Annotated in this window: 15 protein-coding genes; 7 read left to right on the top strand and 8 right to left on the bottom strand. The window is 69.3% G+C overall.

Going from position 1 to position 17134, the window contains the following annotated elements:
• Nucleotides 1–134 precede the first annotated feature (134 nt).
• From OX958_RS17955 to OX958_RS17940, 4 genes are all read left to right on the top strand, one after another.
• The gene (locus OX958_RS17955) at nt 135–1250 is read left to right on the top strand and encodes a hydroxyacid dehydrogenase (RefSeq protein WP_270129888.1); all 1116 of its coding nucleotides are present in this window, start codon (nt 135–137) and stop codon (nt 1248–1250) included.
• Nucleotides 1247–3157, top strand: coding sequence for a DUF2264 domain-containing protein (locus tag OX958_RS17950; RefSeq protein WP_270129887.1), 1911 nt, complete (start codon nt 1247–1249; stop codon nt 3155–3157). Before OX958_RS17955 ends, OX958_RS17950 begins: the two co-directional genes overlap by 4 nt.
• A gap of 17 nt (nt 3158–3174) precedes the next feature.
• A complete protein-coding gene (locus OX958_RS17945) occupies nt 3175–3597 on the top strand; it encodes a hypothetical protein (protein WP_270129886.1) in 423 nt (140 codons plus the stop codon).
• Nucleotides 3598–3671: 74 nt separating this feature from the next.
• A complete protein-coding gene (locus OX958_RS17940; protein WP_270129885.1) occupies nt 3672–4199 on the top strand; it encodes a ferritin in 528 nt (175 codons plus the stop codon).
• Nucleotides 4200–4207: 8 nt separating this feature from the next.
• Here OX958_RS17940 and OX958_RS17935 read toward each other — a convergent pair whose 3' ends face one another.
• A complete protein-coding gene (locus tag OX958_RS17935) occupies nt 4208–6109 on the bottom strand; it encodes a DUF2207 domain-containing protein (protein WP_270129884.1) in 1902 nt (633 codons plus the stop codon).
• 58 nt (nt 6110–6167) lie between these two features.
• Nucleotides 6168–7424: a tyrosine-type recombinase/integrase gene (locus tag OX958_RS17930; protein ID WP_270129883.1), complete on the bottom strand. Its 1257-nt coding sequence runs from the start codon at nt 7422–7424 to the stop codon at nt 6168–6170.
• 149 nt (nt 7425–7573) lie between these two features.
• Here OX958_RS17930 and OX958_RS17925 point away from each other — a divergent pair, with 149 nt between their 5' ends.
• Nucleotides 7574–8659, top strand: a complete 1086-nt coding sequence (locus tag OX958_RS17925) for a hypothetical protein (RefSeq protein WP_270129882.1) — start codon at nt 7574–7576, stop codon at nt 8657–8659.
• 95 nt (nt 8660–8754) lie between these two features.
• Entirely contained in the window at nt 8755–10893 is a 2139-nt protein-coding gene (locus tag OX958_RS17920) for an elongation factor G-like protein EF-G2 (RefSeq protein ID WP_270129881.1), read from the top strand.
• 16 nt (nt 10894–10909) lie between these two features.
• Here OX958_RS17920 and OX958_RS17915 read toward each other — a convergent pair whose 3' ends face one another.
• Genes OX958_RS17915 through OX958_RS17905 form a run of 3 tightly spaced genes read right to left on the bottom strand, consistent with a single transcriptional unit; the run spans nt 10910 to nt 13472 of the window.
• A complete protein-coding gene (locus tag OX958_RS17915) occupies nt 10910–12154 on the bottom strand; it encodes an ATP-binding protein (protein ID WP_270129880.1) in 1245 nt (414 codons plus the stop codon).
• Entirely contained in the window at nt 12151–13026 is an 876-nt protein-coding gene (locus OX958_RS17910; RefSeq protein ID WP_270129879.1) for a tetratricopeptide repeat protein, read from the bottom strand. The genes OX958_RS17915 and OX958_RS17910 overlap by 4 nt, the downstream gene beginning before the upstream one ends.
• Nucleotides 13023–13472 carry a hypothetical protein gene (locus tag OX958_RS17905; protein WP_270129877.1) on the bottom strand — a complete coding sequence of 150 codons (450 nt, stop codon included), beginning with the start codon at nt 13470–13472 and terminating at the stop codon, nt 13023–13025. The genes OX958_RS17910 and OX958_RS17905 overlap by 4 nt, the downstream gene beginning before the upstream one ends.
• A 49-nt stretch (nt 13473–13521) precedes the next feature.
• On the opposite strand from OX958_RS17905, the gene OX958_RS17900 reads away from it, so the two are divergent.
• The gene (locus OX958_RS17900) at nt 13522–13926 is read left to right on the top strand and encodes an HIT family protein (RefSeq protein WP_270129876.1); all 405 of its coding nucleotides are present in this window, start codon (nt 13522–13524) and stop codon (nt 13924–13926) included.
• 34 nt (nt 13927–13960) lie between these two features.
• On the opposite strand, the gene OX958_RS17895 is transcribed toward OX958_RS17900, so the two are convergent.
• From OX958_RS17895 to pgsA, 3 genes are read right to left on the bottom strand one after another with little or no spacing between them, the layout of a single operon-like run.
• Entirely contained in the window at nt 13961–15058 is a 1098-nt protein-coding gene (locus OX958_RS17895; protein ID WP_270129875.1) for a glycosyltransferase family 4 protein, read from the bottom strand.
• Between the two features lie 18 nt (nt 15059–15076).
• Nucleotides 15077–15943 (bottom strand): phosphatidylinositol mannoside acyltransferase, encoded by an 867-nt coding sequence (locus tag OX958_RS17890; protein ID WP_270129874.1) that lies wholly within the window; start codon nt 15941–15943, stop codon nt 15077–15079.
• A 2-nt stretch (nt 15944–15945) separates the two neighbouring features.
• Nucleotides 15946–16785: a phosphatidylinositol phosphate synthase gene (pgsA, locus tag OX958_RS17885; protein ID WP_333486367.1), complete on the bottom strand. Its 840-nt coding sequence runs from the start codon at nt 16783–16785 to the stop codon at nt 15946–15948.
• Nucleotides 16786–17134: the final 349 nt, after the last annotated feature.

Raw genomic sequence — 17134 nt, 5'->3', positions numbered from 1 at the left:
GGTAATTCCGCTCGCTGGGATCTTTCTCACGCCGTTCCTCCCCCCGCGCGTGCACTCGCTGCTCCGGGCGTCCGGTTGGAGTCAGACATGCCCTCGGACGCGCATTTCGGGAAAGCGCTTGCTAGCGTGCTCCTGTGCGCACAGATTCCGAACCGTCCGCCTCCACCGCCCAGTCGACGCCCGAAGCCGCCACCCGGCCCGGCCCGGCTCCCACCGCGGCCGCCACCGAACGGCCGACGGTCATGCTGGCGATGAACGAGTCCAGCCGTGCCCGTGTTCTGGTTCCCGCCGTCCGCGACCGGCTCGAACTGGTCGCGGCCGTCCTGCCCCTCGGTCCGGGCGGCGACCGCCGCGGGGACGCCGGGAACCCGTTCCTCGACGATCCGGCGATCCGGGCCGCGCTCGGCGAGGTCGACGTGCTGCTCACCGGCTGGGGCTGTCCCTCGATCACGCCGGAGGTGCTCGCCGTCGCGCCGAAACTGAAGGCGATCGTCCACGCCGCTGGCTCGGTCAAAGGGTTCATCGATCCGGCCGCCTTCGAGCGCGGGATCCAGGTGTCGTCGGCCGTGGTGGCCAACGCGCTGCCGGTGGCCGAGTTCACGGTGGCGACGATCGTGCTGAGTGGCAAGCGCGCGTTCCGCCTCGGAGCGGAGTACAAGCAGAACAGGAAACGGCCGGACCCGGGCGCCGTTCCGGGTAGCTACGGCAGCGTCGTAGGCCTGCTCGGCGCGTCCCGGATCGGGCGGATGGTCGCTGAGCGGCTGCGCGCGTTCGACCTCGAAGTACTGATCAGTGATCCGTACCTGAGCGCGGCCGAGGCCGCCGAGCTGGGCGCCGAACTGGTCGAGCTCGACGCGTTGTTCAGCCGCAGCGACATCCTGAGCGTGCACGCGCCGCTGCTGCCGGAGACCGTCGGCCTGGTCGACGCCCGCCTGCTGGGGCTGCTGAAGGACGGCTCGGTCCTGATCAACACTGCTCGCGGGCGGATCGTCGACGCCGCCGCGCTGGAGCAGGAGTGCGTCTCGGGCCGACTCGACGCGGTTCTGGACGTCACCGATCCGGAGCCGCTGCCACCGGAGTCTCCGCTGCTCGATCTTCCCAACGTCTTCCTCACCCCCCATCTGGCAGGTGCCGTCGGCAACGAGGTGGCCCGCCTGGGCGAACTCGCGGTCAGCGAACTCGAACGCTTCGCCGCCGGCCTTCCCCTCCAGCACGCCATCAGCTCCGCCGAACTCGGGAGAATCGCATGACCCGCCTCGTGCTACCTGACACCGACCGTGTGCTCTCGCGCCAGACCGGCTGGGTCCGCGCCCACTGGGAGACACTGGCAGACCACCTGCTCGACTCGCTGGTGCCCTACTTCTCCCCCGGCAACGCCCGGATCGTCCTGCCCGGCCGCCCGAGCCGATCCGGTACGGCGTCCGACGAGCTCGAGGGTTTCGCCCGCTCGTTCATGCTCGCCGCGTTCCGGATCGCCGGCGTCCGCGGCGAAGGCTGCGAGAAGCTGATCGAGCGGTACGCGCGCGGCGTGGCGAACGGCGCCAACCCCGACCACCCCGAAGCCTGGCTCCGCCTGACCCCGCGCTCACAGCAGATGGTCGAGGCGGCCGCGATCGCGGTCGCCCTGCACGAGTCCCGCGAATGGATCTGGGACCGGCTCGACAACCGCGCCCAGGAGCACGTCGTCGAGTGGCTCGGCGGCTTCATCGGCTCGACCACCCACGACAACAACTGGCGGCTGTTCCAGGTCGTCAGCGAACAGTTCCTCGCCTCGGTCGGCGCGCCGTACTCGCAGGAGGACATCGACGGCGGGCTGGACCGGATCGAGGACTGGTACGTCGGCGACGGCTGGTACTCCGACGGCGACGGACAGAAGTTCGACAACTACATCGGCTGGGCCATGCACCTCTACCCCGGCATCTGGGCCCGGATGGCGGCAGCAACCCCCGGTGCGCAGTACGACGATCGTCTGAAGCTCTACCGGGAGCGGCTGAGCCTGTTCCTGGAGGACGCGATCCACCTGGTCGGTAACGACGGAGCGCCGATCTACCAGGGTCGGTCGCTGACCTACCGGATGGCGGCGGCGACGCCGTACTGGATGGGGCAGCTGCTCGACGCCAGCCCGATCACGCCCGGCGCGACTCGGCGGCTGTGCTCCGGAATCGCGCGGCACTTCGTGCAGCACGGCGTACCGGACGAGCGCGGGCTGCTGACGCTGGGCTGGTACGACACCTTTCTCCCGACCACGCAGTCGTACTCCGGGCCAGGTTCGCCGTACTGGGCGTCCAAGGGCTTCATCGGTCTGCTGCTGCCGCCGGAGCACCCGGTGTGGTCGGACCCCGAGGAGGAGATTCCGCTCGACCAGGCCGACCAGGTGCGGGCGATGCCGGCGCCGGGGTGGCTCGTCCACGCGAGCCGCCACGACCAGGTGGTCAAGCTGATCAACCACGGTTCGGATCACGAGCCGTTGGAGGAGCCCGAGGGCATCGAGCCGGCCGCTGACCCGCACTACGACCGGCTGGCGTTCGCCAATCACGCTGGTCCGGAGATCTCCGACGCCGCCTCGCTGCAGCGGGTGGACAACCTCACCTCGCTCGTCGACCAGCACGGCAAGTCGAGCTACCGAGGCCGGATCCGGCGGCTCGGGGTCGGCGTACGGTCGGCGGCGTCGTGGCACAAGGCGTGGCTCGGGACCGACGGACCGTGGCCGATCGAGACCGCCTCGGTGGTCCACGCGGGCTGGGAGATCCGGTGCTCCCTGGTCGACGGGCCGGCCGGCGTCCTGGTGCGGAGCGGCGGGTACGCGGTGGCCGGAAACTCCTTGCCGACAGCAACCGTTGGCGAGGGACCGGCCTGGGCGTCGGCGCGCAACTCCGACGGGCTGATGTCGGCGGTGGTCAACCTCCACGGGTACGACGAGGCGGGGGTGCACCGCGATCTCGGGGCCAACGCGTTCGGGCCGCACTCGGCGACGCCGTACCTGACGGTGGCGCACACCGGTGGGTCGTTGGTGCTCGTGCACGCCGTGTTGCTGACCCGTGACGCGATCCGCCCCGAAGCACTTGCCGAGGGCATCCAGGTCGCTGTCGACGGTCAGGAGATCACTCTCACACTGCCCGGTGACGACACGGAGGTCGTGCGGCTGGGGAACCGCTGATCTCGTACGGTGGGGGTATGACGGAAGCGATCGAGCCCGCGGTCACCGACGAACTGTCGGCGGCCGTGGCAGCCGACCCCAGTACGGCGAACCAGGAGAAGTTGTGGACGGCAACCTTCGCGCTCGAGCGCTGGTGGTTCGTCCAGCGGGGTGAGCCGGAGAACCCGCAGCCCTTCGTCGGCGTGCATCAGGGGCAGCCGTTCCTGATGGCCTTCACCTCGGCGCAACGGGCGCGGGGATTCGCGATCGAGAACGGGCTGAGCCCGTCCGACGCGGAGGTGCTGGTGCTCGCGCTGACGCCGGACGAGGCGGTCGCACAGGCCCCGATCTGGTTGCAGCAAGGGATTGCGGCGATCACCTTCGACCACGGTGTGGCCGGCTACTTCGCGCCGCTGGGGAATCTTCCCGCGATCCGGTCGCATGTTCGCGGCGGGGCTTGACGCCGCCCCGACACCCTGTTAGGACAGCCTCGCCAACGGTGAGAATCTCGCCGCCGCGCACTACATTGGCTGTCATGAGCACGTACGCGAAACTTCTGCAAGAACAGATCCGGAACGAATTCACCGCCTCCCAGCAGTACACGGCGGTCGCTGTCTGGTACGACGACCAGGACCTGCCCCAGCTCGCCGCGCACTTCTACAAGCAGTCCCTGGAAGAGCGCAACCACGCGATGATGATGGTGCGGTACCTGCTCGACATGGACGTCCGGCCGCAGATCCCCGGCATCGGCGAGGTCGTCAACGACTTCCGGACCGCGCTGGAACCGCTGGAGCTCGCGCTGCAGCAGGAGATCACGGTCACCAAGCAGATCGAGACCCTGGCCCGGACCGCGCGCGACGACGGTGACTACATCGGCGAGCAGTTCATGCAGTGGTTCCTCAAGGAGCAGGTCGAGGAGGTCTCCGCGATGACCACCCTGGTGAACGTCGCGAAGCGGGCCGGCGACAACCTGTTCCACCTGGAGGACTTCCTGGCCCGCGAGGTCGTCGGCGACACGGGCACCGACCCGACGGCGCCGACCGCTGCCGGCGGCGCCGTCTGATCGACTGACTACCAGGAGCCGCCACCTCCGCCGCCGCCACCGCCTCCGGACGAACCGCCGCTGAAGCCGGAGGAACTGCCGCCTCCCCCACCACTTCCCGCCGGAGCAGGCGGCGGGTCGAAGGTGTTGGCCACGGTCTGGCTGATGTTGCCGGCGGCGAAGCCGGAGCTGTAGTACGACGGACCGGAGTACCAGTAGGGATCCGGGGTGATCCGGCCGGCCGCGACGAGCTGGGCGCAGACGCGCTGCCAGCGGTCGGCCAGGCCGAAGGCGATGGCCCAGGGCAGGTACTTGCTGAAGATGTCCTCGCCCTCCTCGAACCTGAGCTGGTCGGCTTCGGCCGTCGCCAGGTAGGTCCGGAAGCCGATCAGCTGGTCGGTGACCGCCCGGCCGGCCGCATTTCGTTGCCCTCGGCCCCTGACGCTGAACCAGACGCCGATGGCGACCAGGACCGCGACGACCGGGATCACGATGCTGGCCGCCCGGCCGAGGCCACCGGTCGCGGCACCGATCACGGTGCCGGCCAGCCCCGCGCCGAAGAACCAGATGCCGATCATGCCGAGACAGGCGATCTTCGCGCCGGCGGCGAAGCTGGAGCCGCCACCGGCTCGTGGCATCCGGACGTACCAGCCGCGTTGCCGGATCTGCTCACGGAGCTGCGCGACCATCGCGTCGTGCGCCTGCCGCATCGAGGTGTCCCCGGTCGGACGGCGTTCCAGCACGATCTCGGAACCGGGCTGCAGACTCGGGAAGAGGCCCTGCATCAGGTACTGCTCGTGCGGAACGGTGGCGACCGCGGGGTTCAGCAGCACGGCCTTCTGCTCGTTGCCGGTGTTGTCGATCCGGATGCCGCCGCGGACCGCGAGATCGATCAGGGTCGCGGCGGTCTCGGTGGTGTTCGCCTTGGCGTCGATCAGCAGACCGCCTTCGGCGACCGGGATCCGCGGCGGCGAGAACGCGACCGGGAGCTGACTCTCCTTCAGGTCGTCCTTCACCGGCTGCGCGGCCAGGCCGTTGGGCGGGAAGCTGCCCGGCGGCATCCCGGCGAAGCGGAGGTCCTTGTTGCCGTTCCTGCCGTAGAGCACCGCGGCCACGAGCGCGGCCAGCGTGACGGCGCCCGAGCCGAGCAGGCTCGGGATCGTCAGCCCGGAACGCTGCAGGAAGCTCGGGGCGTCGACGACGATCGGGGTGTCGTTGCTGACCACGCCGGGCGGGATCGCCGCGACGATGGTCAGCTGCTTGCCGCGGCTCAGGCTGGACTGCTCGAAGAGTCCTTTGCCGGCCGACACCGTCGCGCGGTCACAGGCCCGGTCGGGAGGGCCGGCGAAACAGGTGGTCTTCTGGACGTCGGCGCCCTTGACCTCGACGTTGACGCTGACCCTTCGCAGCACCGCGTCCCAGCCGTTGCCGGTCGCGTCCCAGTAGAGCTCGGTGTGGTCGTCGAAGTGCCGCAGGGCGCCGCGTACGTCGTACTGGATCACGTAGGTGGCCTGGCGGCCGGAGATGGTCCGGTCGGCGTCGCCGATCTTGATCTGGATGCTCTGGTCGCGATCGCCGTTCGACTTCTTGGTCGACTTGGTGAACGTGTCCGGCGCGTCCTTGCTGTCCACCCTGATGTTGGAGATCTCGTACTTCTGGTCCTTGGACCGGTCGTCGGCCCAGACCTCGCGAGTGACCAGGTTGCGGTAGATGCCGCGCCGGCCGGAGCTGCCGAAGCTGTAGTTGATCGTCTCCGTCACCTGCAGCACGCCGTCCGTGGTGACGTTGTAGTCGACCTGGAAATTGGTCACGACGTCGCCGGCTTCCGTCGTACCGGTGCTTGCCGCGGTGGCTGGAGCGGCTCCCGCGAAGCCCGCCAGGACTAGGCCGGAAAAGGCTGCTGCGACCGCTGTGAAGATTCCCCTACGCATGCCGCGACAGTACCGACGCCAGGGGTCCGGCCGGCATTGGGAGGGGTGGTGTCGGTGGCTAACTCGCTGGTGTGGGGGCTGGAGCGGTGGGTTGGGCGGCTGAGGTCGCCGGGTGGCCGGGGACCGCTTCGATGGCGGCGGCAACCAGATCGGCGGCTGTGGTGTCGCGAGTGCGGCGGCCGCGGTCGTAGTACTGGGTGGTGGCGATGGTGGCGTGGCCGACGTCTGCCTGGACGTGCTGGATGCGGGCGTCCTGCTCGAGGGCGATGGTCACGTACGCGTGGCGCAGGGCGTGGGGATGGATCTTGTCGGCAACTTCCGCCAGAGCGGGACCGGCCTGTACTGCGACCCTTCGCAGCAGGGTGTTGATGTCGAAGCGGGAGCAGCGGCCGCCGACGCGAGTGGCGATCATCGGCGAGCGGTTGGCGCTGGTTCTGCCACGCAGTGCTGGCGTCGCGGCTTCGCTGGTGCGGTCGCGCTCGGCCAGGTACTCGGTGAGAGCTGTGGCGGCGAGGTTGGTCAGGTAGACCTCGCGGTGGACACCGCCCTTGCCGAGGACTCGCAGCATGGGCTCTCCTCCGGAGAGGACGAGGCTGTCGCGGTCCAGGCCGACCAGCTCGGAGACGCGGAGGCCGAGGGTGAGCAAGCCGACTACTGCTACTGCGCGCCGGGCGTAGAGATCGCGGTATCTGGTGCGGTTGGGGAGGTCGGCTGCTGCGTCAAGAAGCGCCCTGAGCTGACCCGCTGTCAGCCGGATGGTCGGCGAGGCGTCTCTGGCGGTGCTTCCCAGGCCGAGGCGAGCGCGATTGAGTGCCGCCGGGTTGGCCGGTACTACGCCTGCCTCGGTCAGGTGCGCGTAGAACGCCGACAAGGTGGAGAGCATCCGCTGCCGCGTCCGTTTCTCCGCGCCAGCCGCATCCAGCTGGTGCAGCCACGCCTTCACCTCGTTCCCGGTGGCTGCCCGCGGATCCATGCCGCGGCTCGCGCACCACCGGAACCACGCGAGGTGGTGCAGCACTCCCGGCCGACCTCCCGGCGGTCCACCGGCAGTCGATTCTCGGCCGATGCCGCCAGCGAGGTCATCGACCCAAGCAGCCGGCAGCCCCAGGGCGTAGCCGTAGGTCTTACGCGTCCCCGCGTTGGCGTACTGCGTCAGCCAGTCGGCGATCTGTGCCTGCAGCTCGGCCGGGTTCTCCACTCCTGGCCAGTCCGCCGCCGCCCAGTCCAGCTTCGGTCGGTCCACTTCGGCCCGATCGCGCTCCGGGGCTTCTCTGAGCGTCTCCAGGACCACCAGGGCATCCAAATCTGCGGGCATTTTCCGATCTTGCCTTGCCAACCCAGTCCAGCTCGCCCGCCTCGCCGCATGGACTAACAAAACACTGGTTTCGTTGGTTGTTAGTTTGGTTTTCGAAACACCTAACTAGTTCTTAGGTTTTAATACCGCCAACATCTACGCTCAGGCACATGAATGAGGAGTCTGGACGCTGCGGCTACAGCAAGTGCCGGGAAGAGTTGCCGGCGCCGGGGATGCAGGGCGGGAGACCGCGGAGTTTCTGCCGGGACACCCGCTGGGAGGGCGGGCGGACCTGCGCGCAGATGGCGAAGGCGGAGAAGGAAGCGCTGGGGGCGCTCGGACTGGATGCCGGGAGCAACACCTTCCGGCTGGACGCAGAACGTCTGCGGGACCACTTGGAGACGATCCGCGAGCCAGTCGATGCTCTGACAGCTGCGCTGACAGCCCTGAGCGCTCGCCTGGATGAAGTGGAGGCTGCCGCAGTCGCCTCCGTGGAGACTGCGCACCGACAGGTTGCTGAGGCCGAGAAGGCTCGGCTGGCTGCCGAAGAGGCACGGGAGCAAGCTGAGCAGAAGGCTCGGCAAGCCAACGCCGCCACGGAGCGGGCTGGCAAGGAGAAGGCCGAGGCTGTCGACCGGGCCGCCGCAGCGGCTCGACAGGCGCTCGATGCGACCGAAGCCCTTGGTGCCGCGCGGCAGCAGACTCAAGACGCGATCGATGCGCGCGAGCACGCAGTACAACGCGCGGAAGCAGCAACCGCAGTACTGGTGGCTGCCGAACAACAGGTGAGGACAGGCGAGCGAGAGCGGCAGGAGTTGGCGGCAACGCTGGAGCGGGTGTCGCTCGAACGCGACGTCGCGGCTCGTGGCGAGCAGGAGCGGCGGTCCGAGCTTGAGGTACTGCGCACCGAACTGCTGGCTGAGCGATCGCGGGCTGTAGAGGTGGCAGCTCAAGCCCAAGCTGCTCAGGAGACTGCGAAGGAGTCCGAGACGAAGCTTCGTGCCGACCTCGTTCGGGCGGAGGCCGAGCTGACCCAGGTGCGGCAGACTGCTGCCCAAGCCGAGACCGAGGTCAGCCGGCTTCGGGAAGCAGGCGCCCAGGCAGCCGCCGATGCATCAGCCGAAGCAGCACGGCTGCGCGCCGAGCTGGCCGAGAAGCCCGCCCCGCGCCTTCACCCCGACGACCTGCACGCCATGCTCACTGCGCTCACCCCCGCCCCGCTCACTCCTGCCCCGCTCCCCCAGCCGAACCCCTGACCAGCGCCTCTCTGCGCTCCGCCTGGGCCGAACCGCGACTTGGTCTTGTGCTGGCTGAGGGGTTGCGGAATGGTGGTTGGACCAGGAGGGATGTCATGGCAGACAAGGCGAATGCTTCCCAGGGTGGTGGGGCTGGTCTCGCGGTGGACAGCCCGGCCGCCATCCGCAACGTGGTGCTCGTCGGCCCCTCGGGTGCCGGGAAAACCACTCTGGTCGAGGCCCTGCTGGTGGCCTCCGGGGTACTGAACAGACCGGGGACCGTCGTCGACGGTACGACGGTGTGCGACAGCGACGACGCCGAGATCCGGCAGCAGCGTTCGGTCGGGCTAGCGCTAGCGCCGCTGCGCCACCGCAAGTTCAAGGTCAACCTGATCGACACCCCCGGGTACGCCGATTTCGTCGGCGAACTGCGAGCCGGCCTCCGAGCCGCGGATTGCGCTCTCTTCGTGGTCGCTGCCAACGAGAGCATCGACGAACCGACCAAGGCGCTGTGGCAGGAGTGCGACCAGGTCGGTATGCCGCGCGCCGTCGTGATCACGAAGCTCGACCACGCCCGGGCCAACTACGAGAACGCGCTCTCTGCCGCGCAGAACGCCTTCGGCGACAAGGTTCTGCCGCTCTACCTGCCGACCGGCGACGGGCTGGTCGGGCTGCTGTCGCAGACGCAGTGCCAGTACGCCGACGGCCGGCGTACGACCCGCGCCCCCGACCCGCAGTACGCCGGGCCGCTCGAAGAACTCCGCGGCACCCTGATCGAGGGGATCATCGAGGAGTCCGAGGACGAGTCGCTGATGGAGCGCTATCTCGGCGGCGAGGAGATCGACCAGGCGATCCTGGTCGAGGACCTCGAGAGAGCGGTCGCCCGCGGCTCGTTCTTCCCGGTCATCCCCGTCTGCAGCGGCACCGGCGTCGGTACGTCGGAGCTGCTCGAGGTCGCGACGAGCGGGTTCCCGGCGCCGCCGGAGCACCAGTTGCCCGACGTCTTCACCCCGCACGGCGTACCGCGGCCGAAGCTCGCCTGCGACCCGGACGGGCCGCTGCTGGCCGAGGTGGTGAAGACGACGTCGGACCCGTACGTCGGCAGGGTCAGCCTGGTCCGGGTGTTCTCCGGCACCATCAGGCCCGACACGACGGTTCACGTGTCGGGCCATTTCACGTCCTTCTTCGGCGAGGGCAACAGTCACGCCGACCACGACGAGGACGAGCGGGTCGGCACGCTGTCCTTCCCGCTGGGCAGACAACAGCGTCCGGCCGGCGCGGTGATCGCGGGCGACCTGTGCGCGATCGGCCGGCTCACCCGCGCGGAGACCGGGGACACGCTCTCCGACAAGGCCGATCCGTTGTTGCTCAAGCCCTGGACGATGCCCGAGCCGCTGCTGCCGATCGCGGTGCAGGCGCACGCGAAGACCGACGAGGACAAACTGTCGGTCGGTCTGCAACGGCTCGCCGCCGAGGACCCGACGCTGCGGATCGAGCAGAATCCCGAGACGCACCAGATCGTCCTGTGGTGCATGGGCGAAGCGCATTCCGACGTCGTCCTCGACGCGCTCGCCAACCGGTACGGCGTCACGGTCGACACCGTCGAGCTGCGGGTGCCGCTGCGCGAGACCTTCGGCGGCAAGGCCAGAGGACAAGGGCGGCACGTCAAGCAGTCCGGCGGCCATGGCCAGTACGCCGTCTGCCAGATCGAGGTGGAGCCACTGCCGGACGGGCTGGAGTTCGAGTTCGTCGACAAGGTCGTCGGTGGCGCGGTGCCGCGGCAGTTCATCCCGAGTGTGGAGAAGGGGATCCGCGCGCAGATGGAGAAGGGTGTCGGCGCCGGCTATCCGATGGTCGGCATCCGGGTGACGCTGCTCGACGGGAAGGCGCACAGCGTCGACTCGTCCGATATGGCCTTCCAGATGGCCGGCGGACTGGCGCTGCGTGAGGCGGCGACCGCGACGAAGGTCAATCTGCTGGAGCCGGTCGATCTGGTGTCGGTGCTGACACCGGACGAGCTGGTCGGCTCGGTGATGAGCGACCTGTCGGGTCGTCGCGGCCGGCTGCTCGGCACCGAGCGCGTCGGCGACGACCGCACCCTGGTCAAGGCCGAGGTGCCGCAGGTCGAGATCACCCGGTACGCGATCGATCTGCGCTCGCTATCGCACGGCGCCGCGTCGTTCACCAGGTCGTTCGCCCGCTACGAGCCGATGCCCGACGCCGCGGCCCAGCGAGTCAGGTCCTCGAGCAACTGAGGCGCCGGACGAACGATCAGCTGAGCCGGCGACGGATCTCCCTGCTGCGAAGGTAGTCGGCCACGTCGTCGTACCGCTCGGACTGGTTGGCGAACTCGATGTACGAGCGGACGCGGTGCAGCCAGTCCAGCGTCGACGGCTTGACCGTGGGCAGCGCGGCGGACAGGTGCTGCATCGACAGTGGCGGTTCACCACCGTTGGTCAGCGCCTCGTCGATCACCCGATCCACGCCGCGCTCGATCAAGGCGCGCAGATCCGCGCCGCTGAACATCGGGGTCTGGTTCGCCAGCGCCTTCAGATCCACACCGGCCGTCGGCACGTCCTTCACCAGCACGGAGAGGATGTCGGCGCGGGCCGGCTCGTCCGGCGGCGGAACGAAGACCACCCGATCGAAACGCCCCGGCCGCAGCATCGCCTCGTCCACGTCCCAAGGCGCGTTGGTCGCGGCGAGAACCAGGAGACCCTCGTTCTCCGAGCCGATCGCGTCCAGCTCCTGCAGCAGTACGTCGACCAGCCGTCGCGACTCCGACCCGCCGTGCTTGTGCCGCGCGAAAGCCAGCGCGTCCAGCTCGTCGATGAACAGCACACACGGCGCGTTCGCCCGCGCCCGCTCGAACGCGGCATGCAGGTTGCGCTCGGAGACGCCGAGATAGGGATCCATCACGTCCTCGATCCGGACGTTGACGAACGGCAGACCGCACTCCCCCGCCGTCGCCCGCGCGAGCAGCGTCTTGCCGCATCCCGGTGGCCCGTAGAGCATCACGCCACCGCCCGATCTCCGACCGTACTTCTGGTAGAGCTCGGGCCGGCTGAGCGGCAGGATCACCATCCGGTGGATCACCCGCTTGAGCTCCTCCATCCCGCCGACCTGGTCGAAGGTGGTGGTCTCCTTCATCGCGTCGCTGTCGAAGACCGGCTCGTCCTCCGGACCGACCTTCACCCGTACGCCGCTGCGCTCGGTGATCATCTCGTCGGCCAGCTGCTGCAGCCGCCCGGTCCCCTCCACGATGCCTGCCTGCCGGGCTGCTTCGAGACAGCTGCGCAGCAACGCGAGCCGCCCGTTGGCCGCGGCCAGCTCGCCGACCGGCACGAGTTGATCGGCCGGCAGACCTTGCTGATCGAGCAGTACGACGTACTCGTCGAGAGCGCTCTCTGTCTCCGCTGCGGCGACCAGTGTCTCGGCCAGGATGAGCCGCAGCAGGACGTCTTCAGGGCTGGCCTCGACCGCCTTGCGCAGCACGGAGATCCGGTCGTTCGTCATGCTCCCCATTTCCGGTTGATCATGCGGCGGACCAGCGGCGGCGCGACCCACGAGTAGATGCAGAACGCGAACCAGCCGATCGCGAACAGGATCGACAGCGGGCGGAGCCCGGCGAACCGCAGTGCGTAGATGATGACGACCGCGCCGATCCAGACCACCAGCGGGTTGAACCGCTGGAAGGGCCGCAGCGGCCGCAGCAGCGGGTGGCTGATCAGCTTGGCTTCGCGGGCCGCTCCGCGCAGGTCCTGGTCGGCCGGATTCGAGGCGGCGGCCGAGGCGAGAGAGCGGTATCCCGTCCGCGGGTCGCCGGTGAGCATCGACGCCGTACCGTGCAGCGCCTGGGCACCCGGATTCTCGGGATCGACAGAGAGCGCTTCCTGGCTGTGCCTGCGCATGTCCTTGTGGCGGCCCTGGGCGAAGGCGACCTGCGCTCGCGCCGCGGCGACGGAAGCGCTCTCCGGGGCGTAGGACGCTGCCCGCTCGACCAGCGCGGCGGCCTTCTCGGGCTGTCCCGCCGCCAGGCAGACCAGCGCGTAGCCGAGCAGCAGGTCCGGTTCGCCGGGATCGAGGCTGAGCCCTTGCAGATAGACCGATTCGGCCTCCTGCAACTGGCCCACCGAACGAAGCGCCGAGCCGAGCAGTTGCAGCAACGGTGTGAACGGCCCGAAGTGGGTCAGCCCGTCCCGTAGTACGACGATGGCCTCGTCGTTGCGATCCAGCGCATGCAACGCGGCGCCTCTGAACAAGAAAGCGCGATAGTCGAGCGCCGCATCACCCCACAGACCTTGCAACTCGTCGAGAGTCCGCTCCGGATGACCGATCTGCAGCCAGTGGCCGGCCATCTGCAACCTGGCCTCGGTGGGCTCGTTCATACCGCCGTCACCACCAGGGCGAGCAGCCCGATCTCGAGCAGCCCGCAGCCGATCACGGCCGCGATCCCCGGGCCCCACAGCGACCTGTACTCCGAACCACGCAACTGGAAGGCACGATCCATCGGCTGCTGGATCCGCATCTGCGCCAGGCAGGCCAGCACCGCGATGATCCGGATCGCCAGCCGGGTCCCCGACGAGGCGGTCAGCTCGTCGGTCAGCATCACCATCGCGATCGCCGCCAGGACGAGACCGCCCAGACCGGAGAGCGCGATCAGCCGCTGCCCCTGCGCCGGTACGCCGAGCCGGCGCGCGTTGAAGAGGGCGACCACGGTGGTCGCGATCACGCCGCCGAAGAACGCGACGTAGGCCTGCGACATCAACCGCCAGGGTCGCGTGGTCATGTCGACGTCCGCGCCGATGGTCGGGCGCAGCAGGTCGTCGGGCATGGGGCTCCCTCGGGGTCGGGTCGGGGCTCGCGCAGTTTAACCTGGCCCGATGACCGAGAACTGCCTCTTCTGCGGGATCGTGGCCGGCACCATCCCCTCCCAGCAGGTCGCCGAGAACGAGCGGGCGATCGCCTTCATGGACATCAACCCCGCCACCCGCGGCCATCTGCTGGTCGTCCCGCGGGCGCACTCCACCGATCTGCGCGAGACCACCGCCGAAGATCTCACCGCCACCACCCTGCTCGCACAGTCCCTGGTCAGCCGGGTGATCGACCGCCTCGATGCCGACGGCGCCAATCTGCTGAGCTGCATCGGCGCCGACGCCTGGCAGAGCGTCTTCCACACCCACCTGCACGTCGTACCGCGCTACAAGGACGACCCCCTGCAGCTCCCCTGGCACCCGGCCCCCGGCGACTTCGACGAGATCGCGGCCACCGCGACCGAGCTGCGCTGATCCGACCACCGAAGCACAGCGCTGGTACGGCGAACTAGCGGCGAGCTACCAACTCGTAGACCGCGACCAGTTCGCCGACCAGAGTTCCCCAGTCGTACCGCGGTACTGCGGCGCGACCTGCCGCCCGCACCTTGTCCCGTTCATCAGGCGAGCCCAACAGCCGGATGGCCTGCGTAGCCAGCGCATCGGAGTTCCCTGGCTCGAACAGTTCACCCAGCCGTCCACCGTCGAGCACCTGGCGAAACGCGGCAAGGTCGCTCGCCAGGACGGGCGCGCCTGCCGCCATCGCCTCCAGCAGCACGATGCCGAAACTCTCGCCGCCGAGGTGCGGAGCGACGTACAGGTCCGATCCGGCCAGCATGTCGGCGCGCTCGTCGTCGTCGATCGTGCCGAGGAAGAGCACGTTCTGGCGGCAGTGCTCGGGAAGCGAGCGACGCGCCTCGTCCGCCTGCCCGGTGCCGGCGACCAGCACCTTGACCTGTGGTCGCGCGGCCACCAGGCGTGGTACGGCGGCGATCAGTACCCCGAGGCCCTTGCGGGGCTCGTCCATCCGGCCGAGAAAGCTGATCGTGCCATGGGCGCCTTGCCACTCAGGACGGATCCGGCCGACGAAACGGCTGGTGTAGAGACCGTTCGGGATCACCACGGCCTCGCCGCCGATGTGCTGGACCATCATCGACCGCGCGTTCTCAGAGACCGCGATCCTGGCGTCCAGCTTCTCCAGCGCGGGGCGCAGCAGACCGGCGGCCGCGCTCATCGCCCGTGACCGCACCTGCCAGGTGTGGAAGGTGGCGACGAACGGGCCGTCACCGGCCCACAGCGCGATGATCGAGGCGCTCGGCGTGGTCGGTTCGTGCACGTGGACGACGTCGAACGCGCCGTCGGCCAGCCAGTTCCTGACCCGGGTCGCGGTGCGCGGCCCGAAGGTGACGCGCGCGATCGAGCCGTTGTAGGGAACGCCGACGGCATGACCGGCCGAAACGACGTACGGCGGAGCCTGGTCGTCGTCGACCGGGGCCAGCACCGAGACCTGGTGGCCGAGGGCAAGCAACGCCTCGGCCAGGTCGCGGACGTGGTTCTGCACTCCGCCCGGCGTACCGAGCGAGTACGGGCAGACCAGGCCGACCTTCATCTCGATCCAGGCAGCATCTCAGTCCAGGAAGATTCGCTGCAGCATGTGCCAGTCCTGCGGATGCGTGGCGATACCGGCAGCGAAGGCGTCGGCGCAGCACTGGGTCATCTGAGCCGGGCCGCCGGTGCGGTCGATCGGATCGTGGAAGGTGATGACGAGGTCGGGACCGTCGTAGTGCAGGGTGGCCGGGATCAGCGGGGCGCCGGTGCGCACGCTGAGCGCGGCCGGACCGGCGGGCATTCTCGACTTGCGGCCGAAGAACGTGACCGGTACGCCGCGGTCGGAGAGGTCGCGATCGGCGACCAGGCAGACGAAGCCGCCCGCTCGGAGGCGCTCGGCCAGTACTCCGAAGACGTGCTCGTCGCTGCCGGTCAAAGGCAGCACCTCCATGCCGAGTTTGGCGCGGTAGGCAACGAACCGGTCGAAGAGGGACTCGGGGCGGAGGCGTTCGGCAACGGTCGAGACCGGCATTCCGGTGCGGCCCGCCCAGGCGCCCGCGTGGTCGTAGTTCGCGAGGTGAGGAAGGGCGCAGATCACGCCCCTGCCTGCGGCGTGGGCGTCGCGGAGCACCTTCTCGTTGACCGTGCGGACCCGTCCGACGATCCGCTCGTCGTCCCATTCGGGCAGGCGAAAGGCCTCCTGCCAGTAGCGCAGGTAGGAGCGTATGCCGGCTTGCGTGAGCGCGTGCAGCTCGGCCGGAGTCGCCTCGGGACGGACGATGGCGAGGTTGGACTTGAGACGCTGGACGCCGCGCCCGTCCCGGCGTACGACGAAATCGGCGATCCGCCGGAAGACCGCCGAGACGAGTCCTTCCGGCAGCCGCCGTACCAGGGCCCAGGCGAGCGCGAAAGCCAGATCGACGATCCGCTGCCGCAGACTCTCCACGGTCAGGTGGAGGTGGGCGGCAGGCCGGAGCCGGGGCCGGCCGTCCCACCGTCCGACGACGAGGGGCCGTCGAGGCCGAGATCGCCTGGCGCTACGCCTTCGGTCGGATTGCCCGCTGCGGTGCCGCTCCCCGCGGCGCCGTTCGGGCCTGCTGCTCCACCCGCTCCTGCACCGCCCGTCGCGGCGGCGCTCGGCGCAGTATTGGCTGCCGGTGTTCCGAGTCCGGCATTGGCCGGGTCAGCCAGCACCTGCTTGCGGACCGACAGCGTCCGCTGGACGACCGTGATGGTGCTGGCGACCGCGAGAGCGCACAGGACGATCTCGAGCAGGATCGGAAGGTCGAGCACGTCGGAGAAGAATCCGACGACGAGCACCGCGACCAGGCGGTCGGAGCGCTCGGCCAGGCCACCGCTCGCCTGCAGACCGAGGCTCTCGGCCTTGGCCCGGGCGTATGACGTGGTCGCGCCCATCACCAGTGCCCACAACGTGACCGCGGCCATCCACGGGGTGTCGCCGGCGCTGCCCGCGTAGAACAGCACCAGACCGCCGAAGATGGCGCCGTCGCCGAGCCGGTCCAGCGTGGAGTCCAGGTAGGAGCCCCACTTCGACGACGTCCCGGAGGTGCGGGCCATGTAGCCGTCGATCAGGTCGGAGAAGACGAAACAGGTGATCACCACCGCGCCCAGCCAGATGTGGCCGCGCGGGAAGAAGATCAGCGCACCGGCGCAGACGCCGATGGTGCCGACCAGTGTGACGGCATCAGCGCTCACACCGAGCTTGAGCAGGAGGTTGGCGATCGGCGAGATCACCTTGGTCCAGAACTGCCGGAATCTGTTAAGCATGGCGACGCGATCGTAGACCAGGCACGCCCCGGGTGCGTGACTCGCCACCCCTGGTGACTACCGCTGAGCCCACTCTCAGGCGCACCATGGCCTCACGCCCACCTCCGACGGGAGGTCCCGATGCCCGACTCCCGGCCCCCAGCCGGCCGCCCGCCGCTGCCTGTGCTTACCCGCGCGCCGTCCACTCTGAGCCATGGGCGGACTTCCACCACTGACCAACCTCCGGTTGAAGCCGCTGAAGCGCCGGGCGTGAGCGGCGCAGATGCCGTTCCACGCTGGTTGGTAGGTGGTGCAGCTCCGCGCCTTCGCCGGGCCCTGGCAGGAGTGGCGATACTTGCGGTGCTGGCGG

Origin of the sequence: Kribbella sp. CA-293567 (genome assembly GCF_027627575.1) — a bacterium.
Classification (GTDB): Bacteria; Actinomycetota; Actinomycetes; order Propionibacteriales; family Kribbellaceae; genus Kribbella.
Note: the sequence above shows the minus strand (reverse complement) of the source record. Positions and strands in the feature narration are given on the sequence as shown.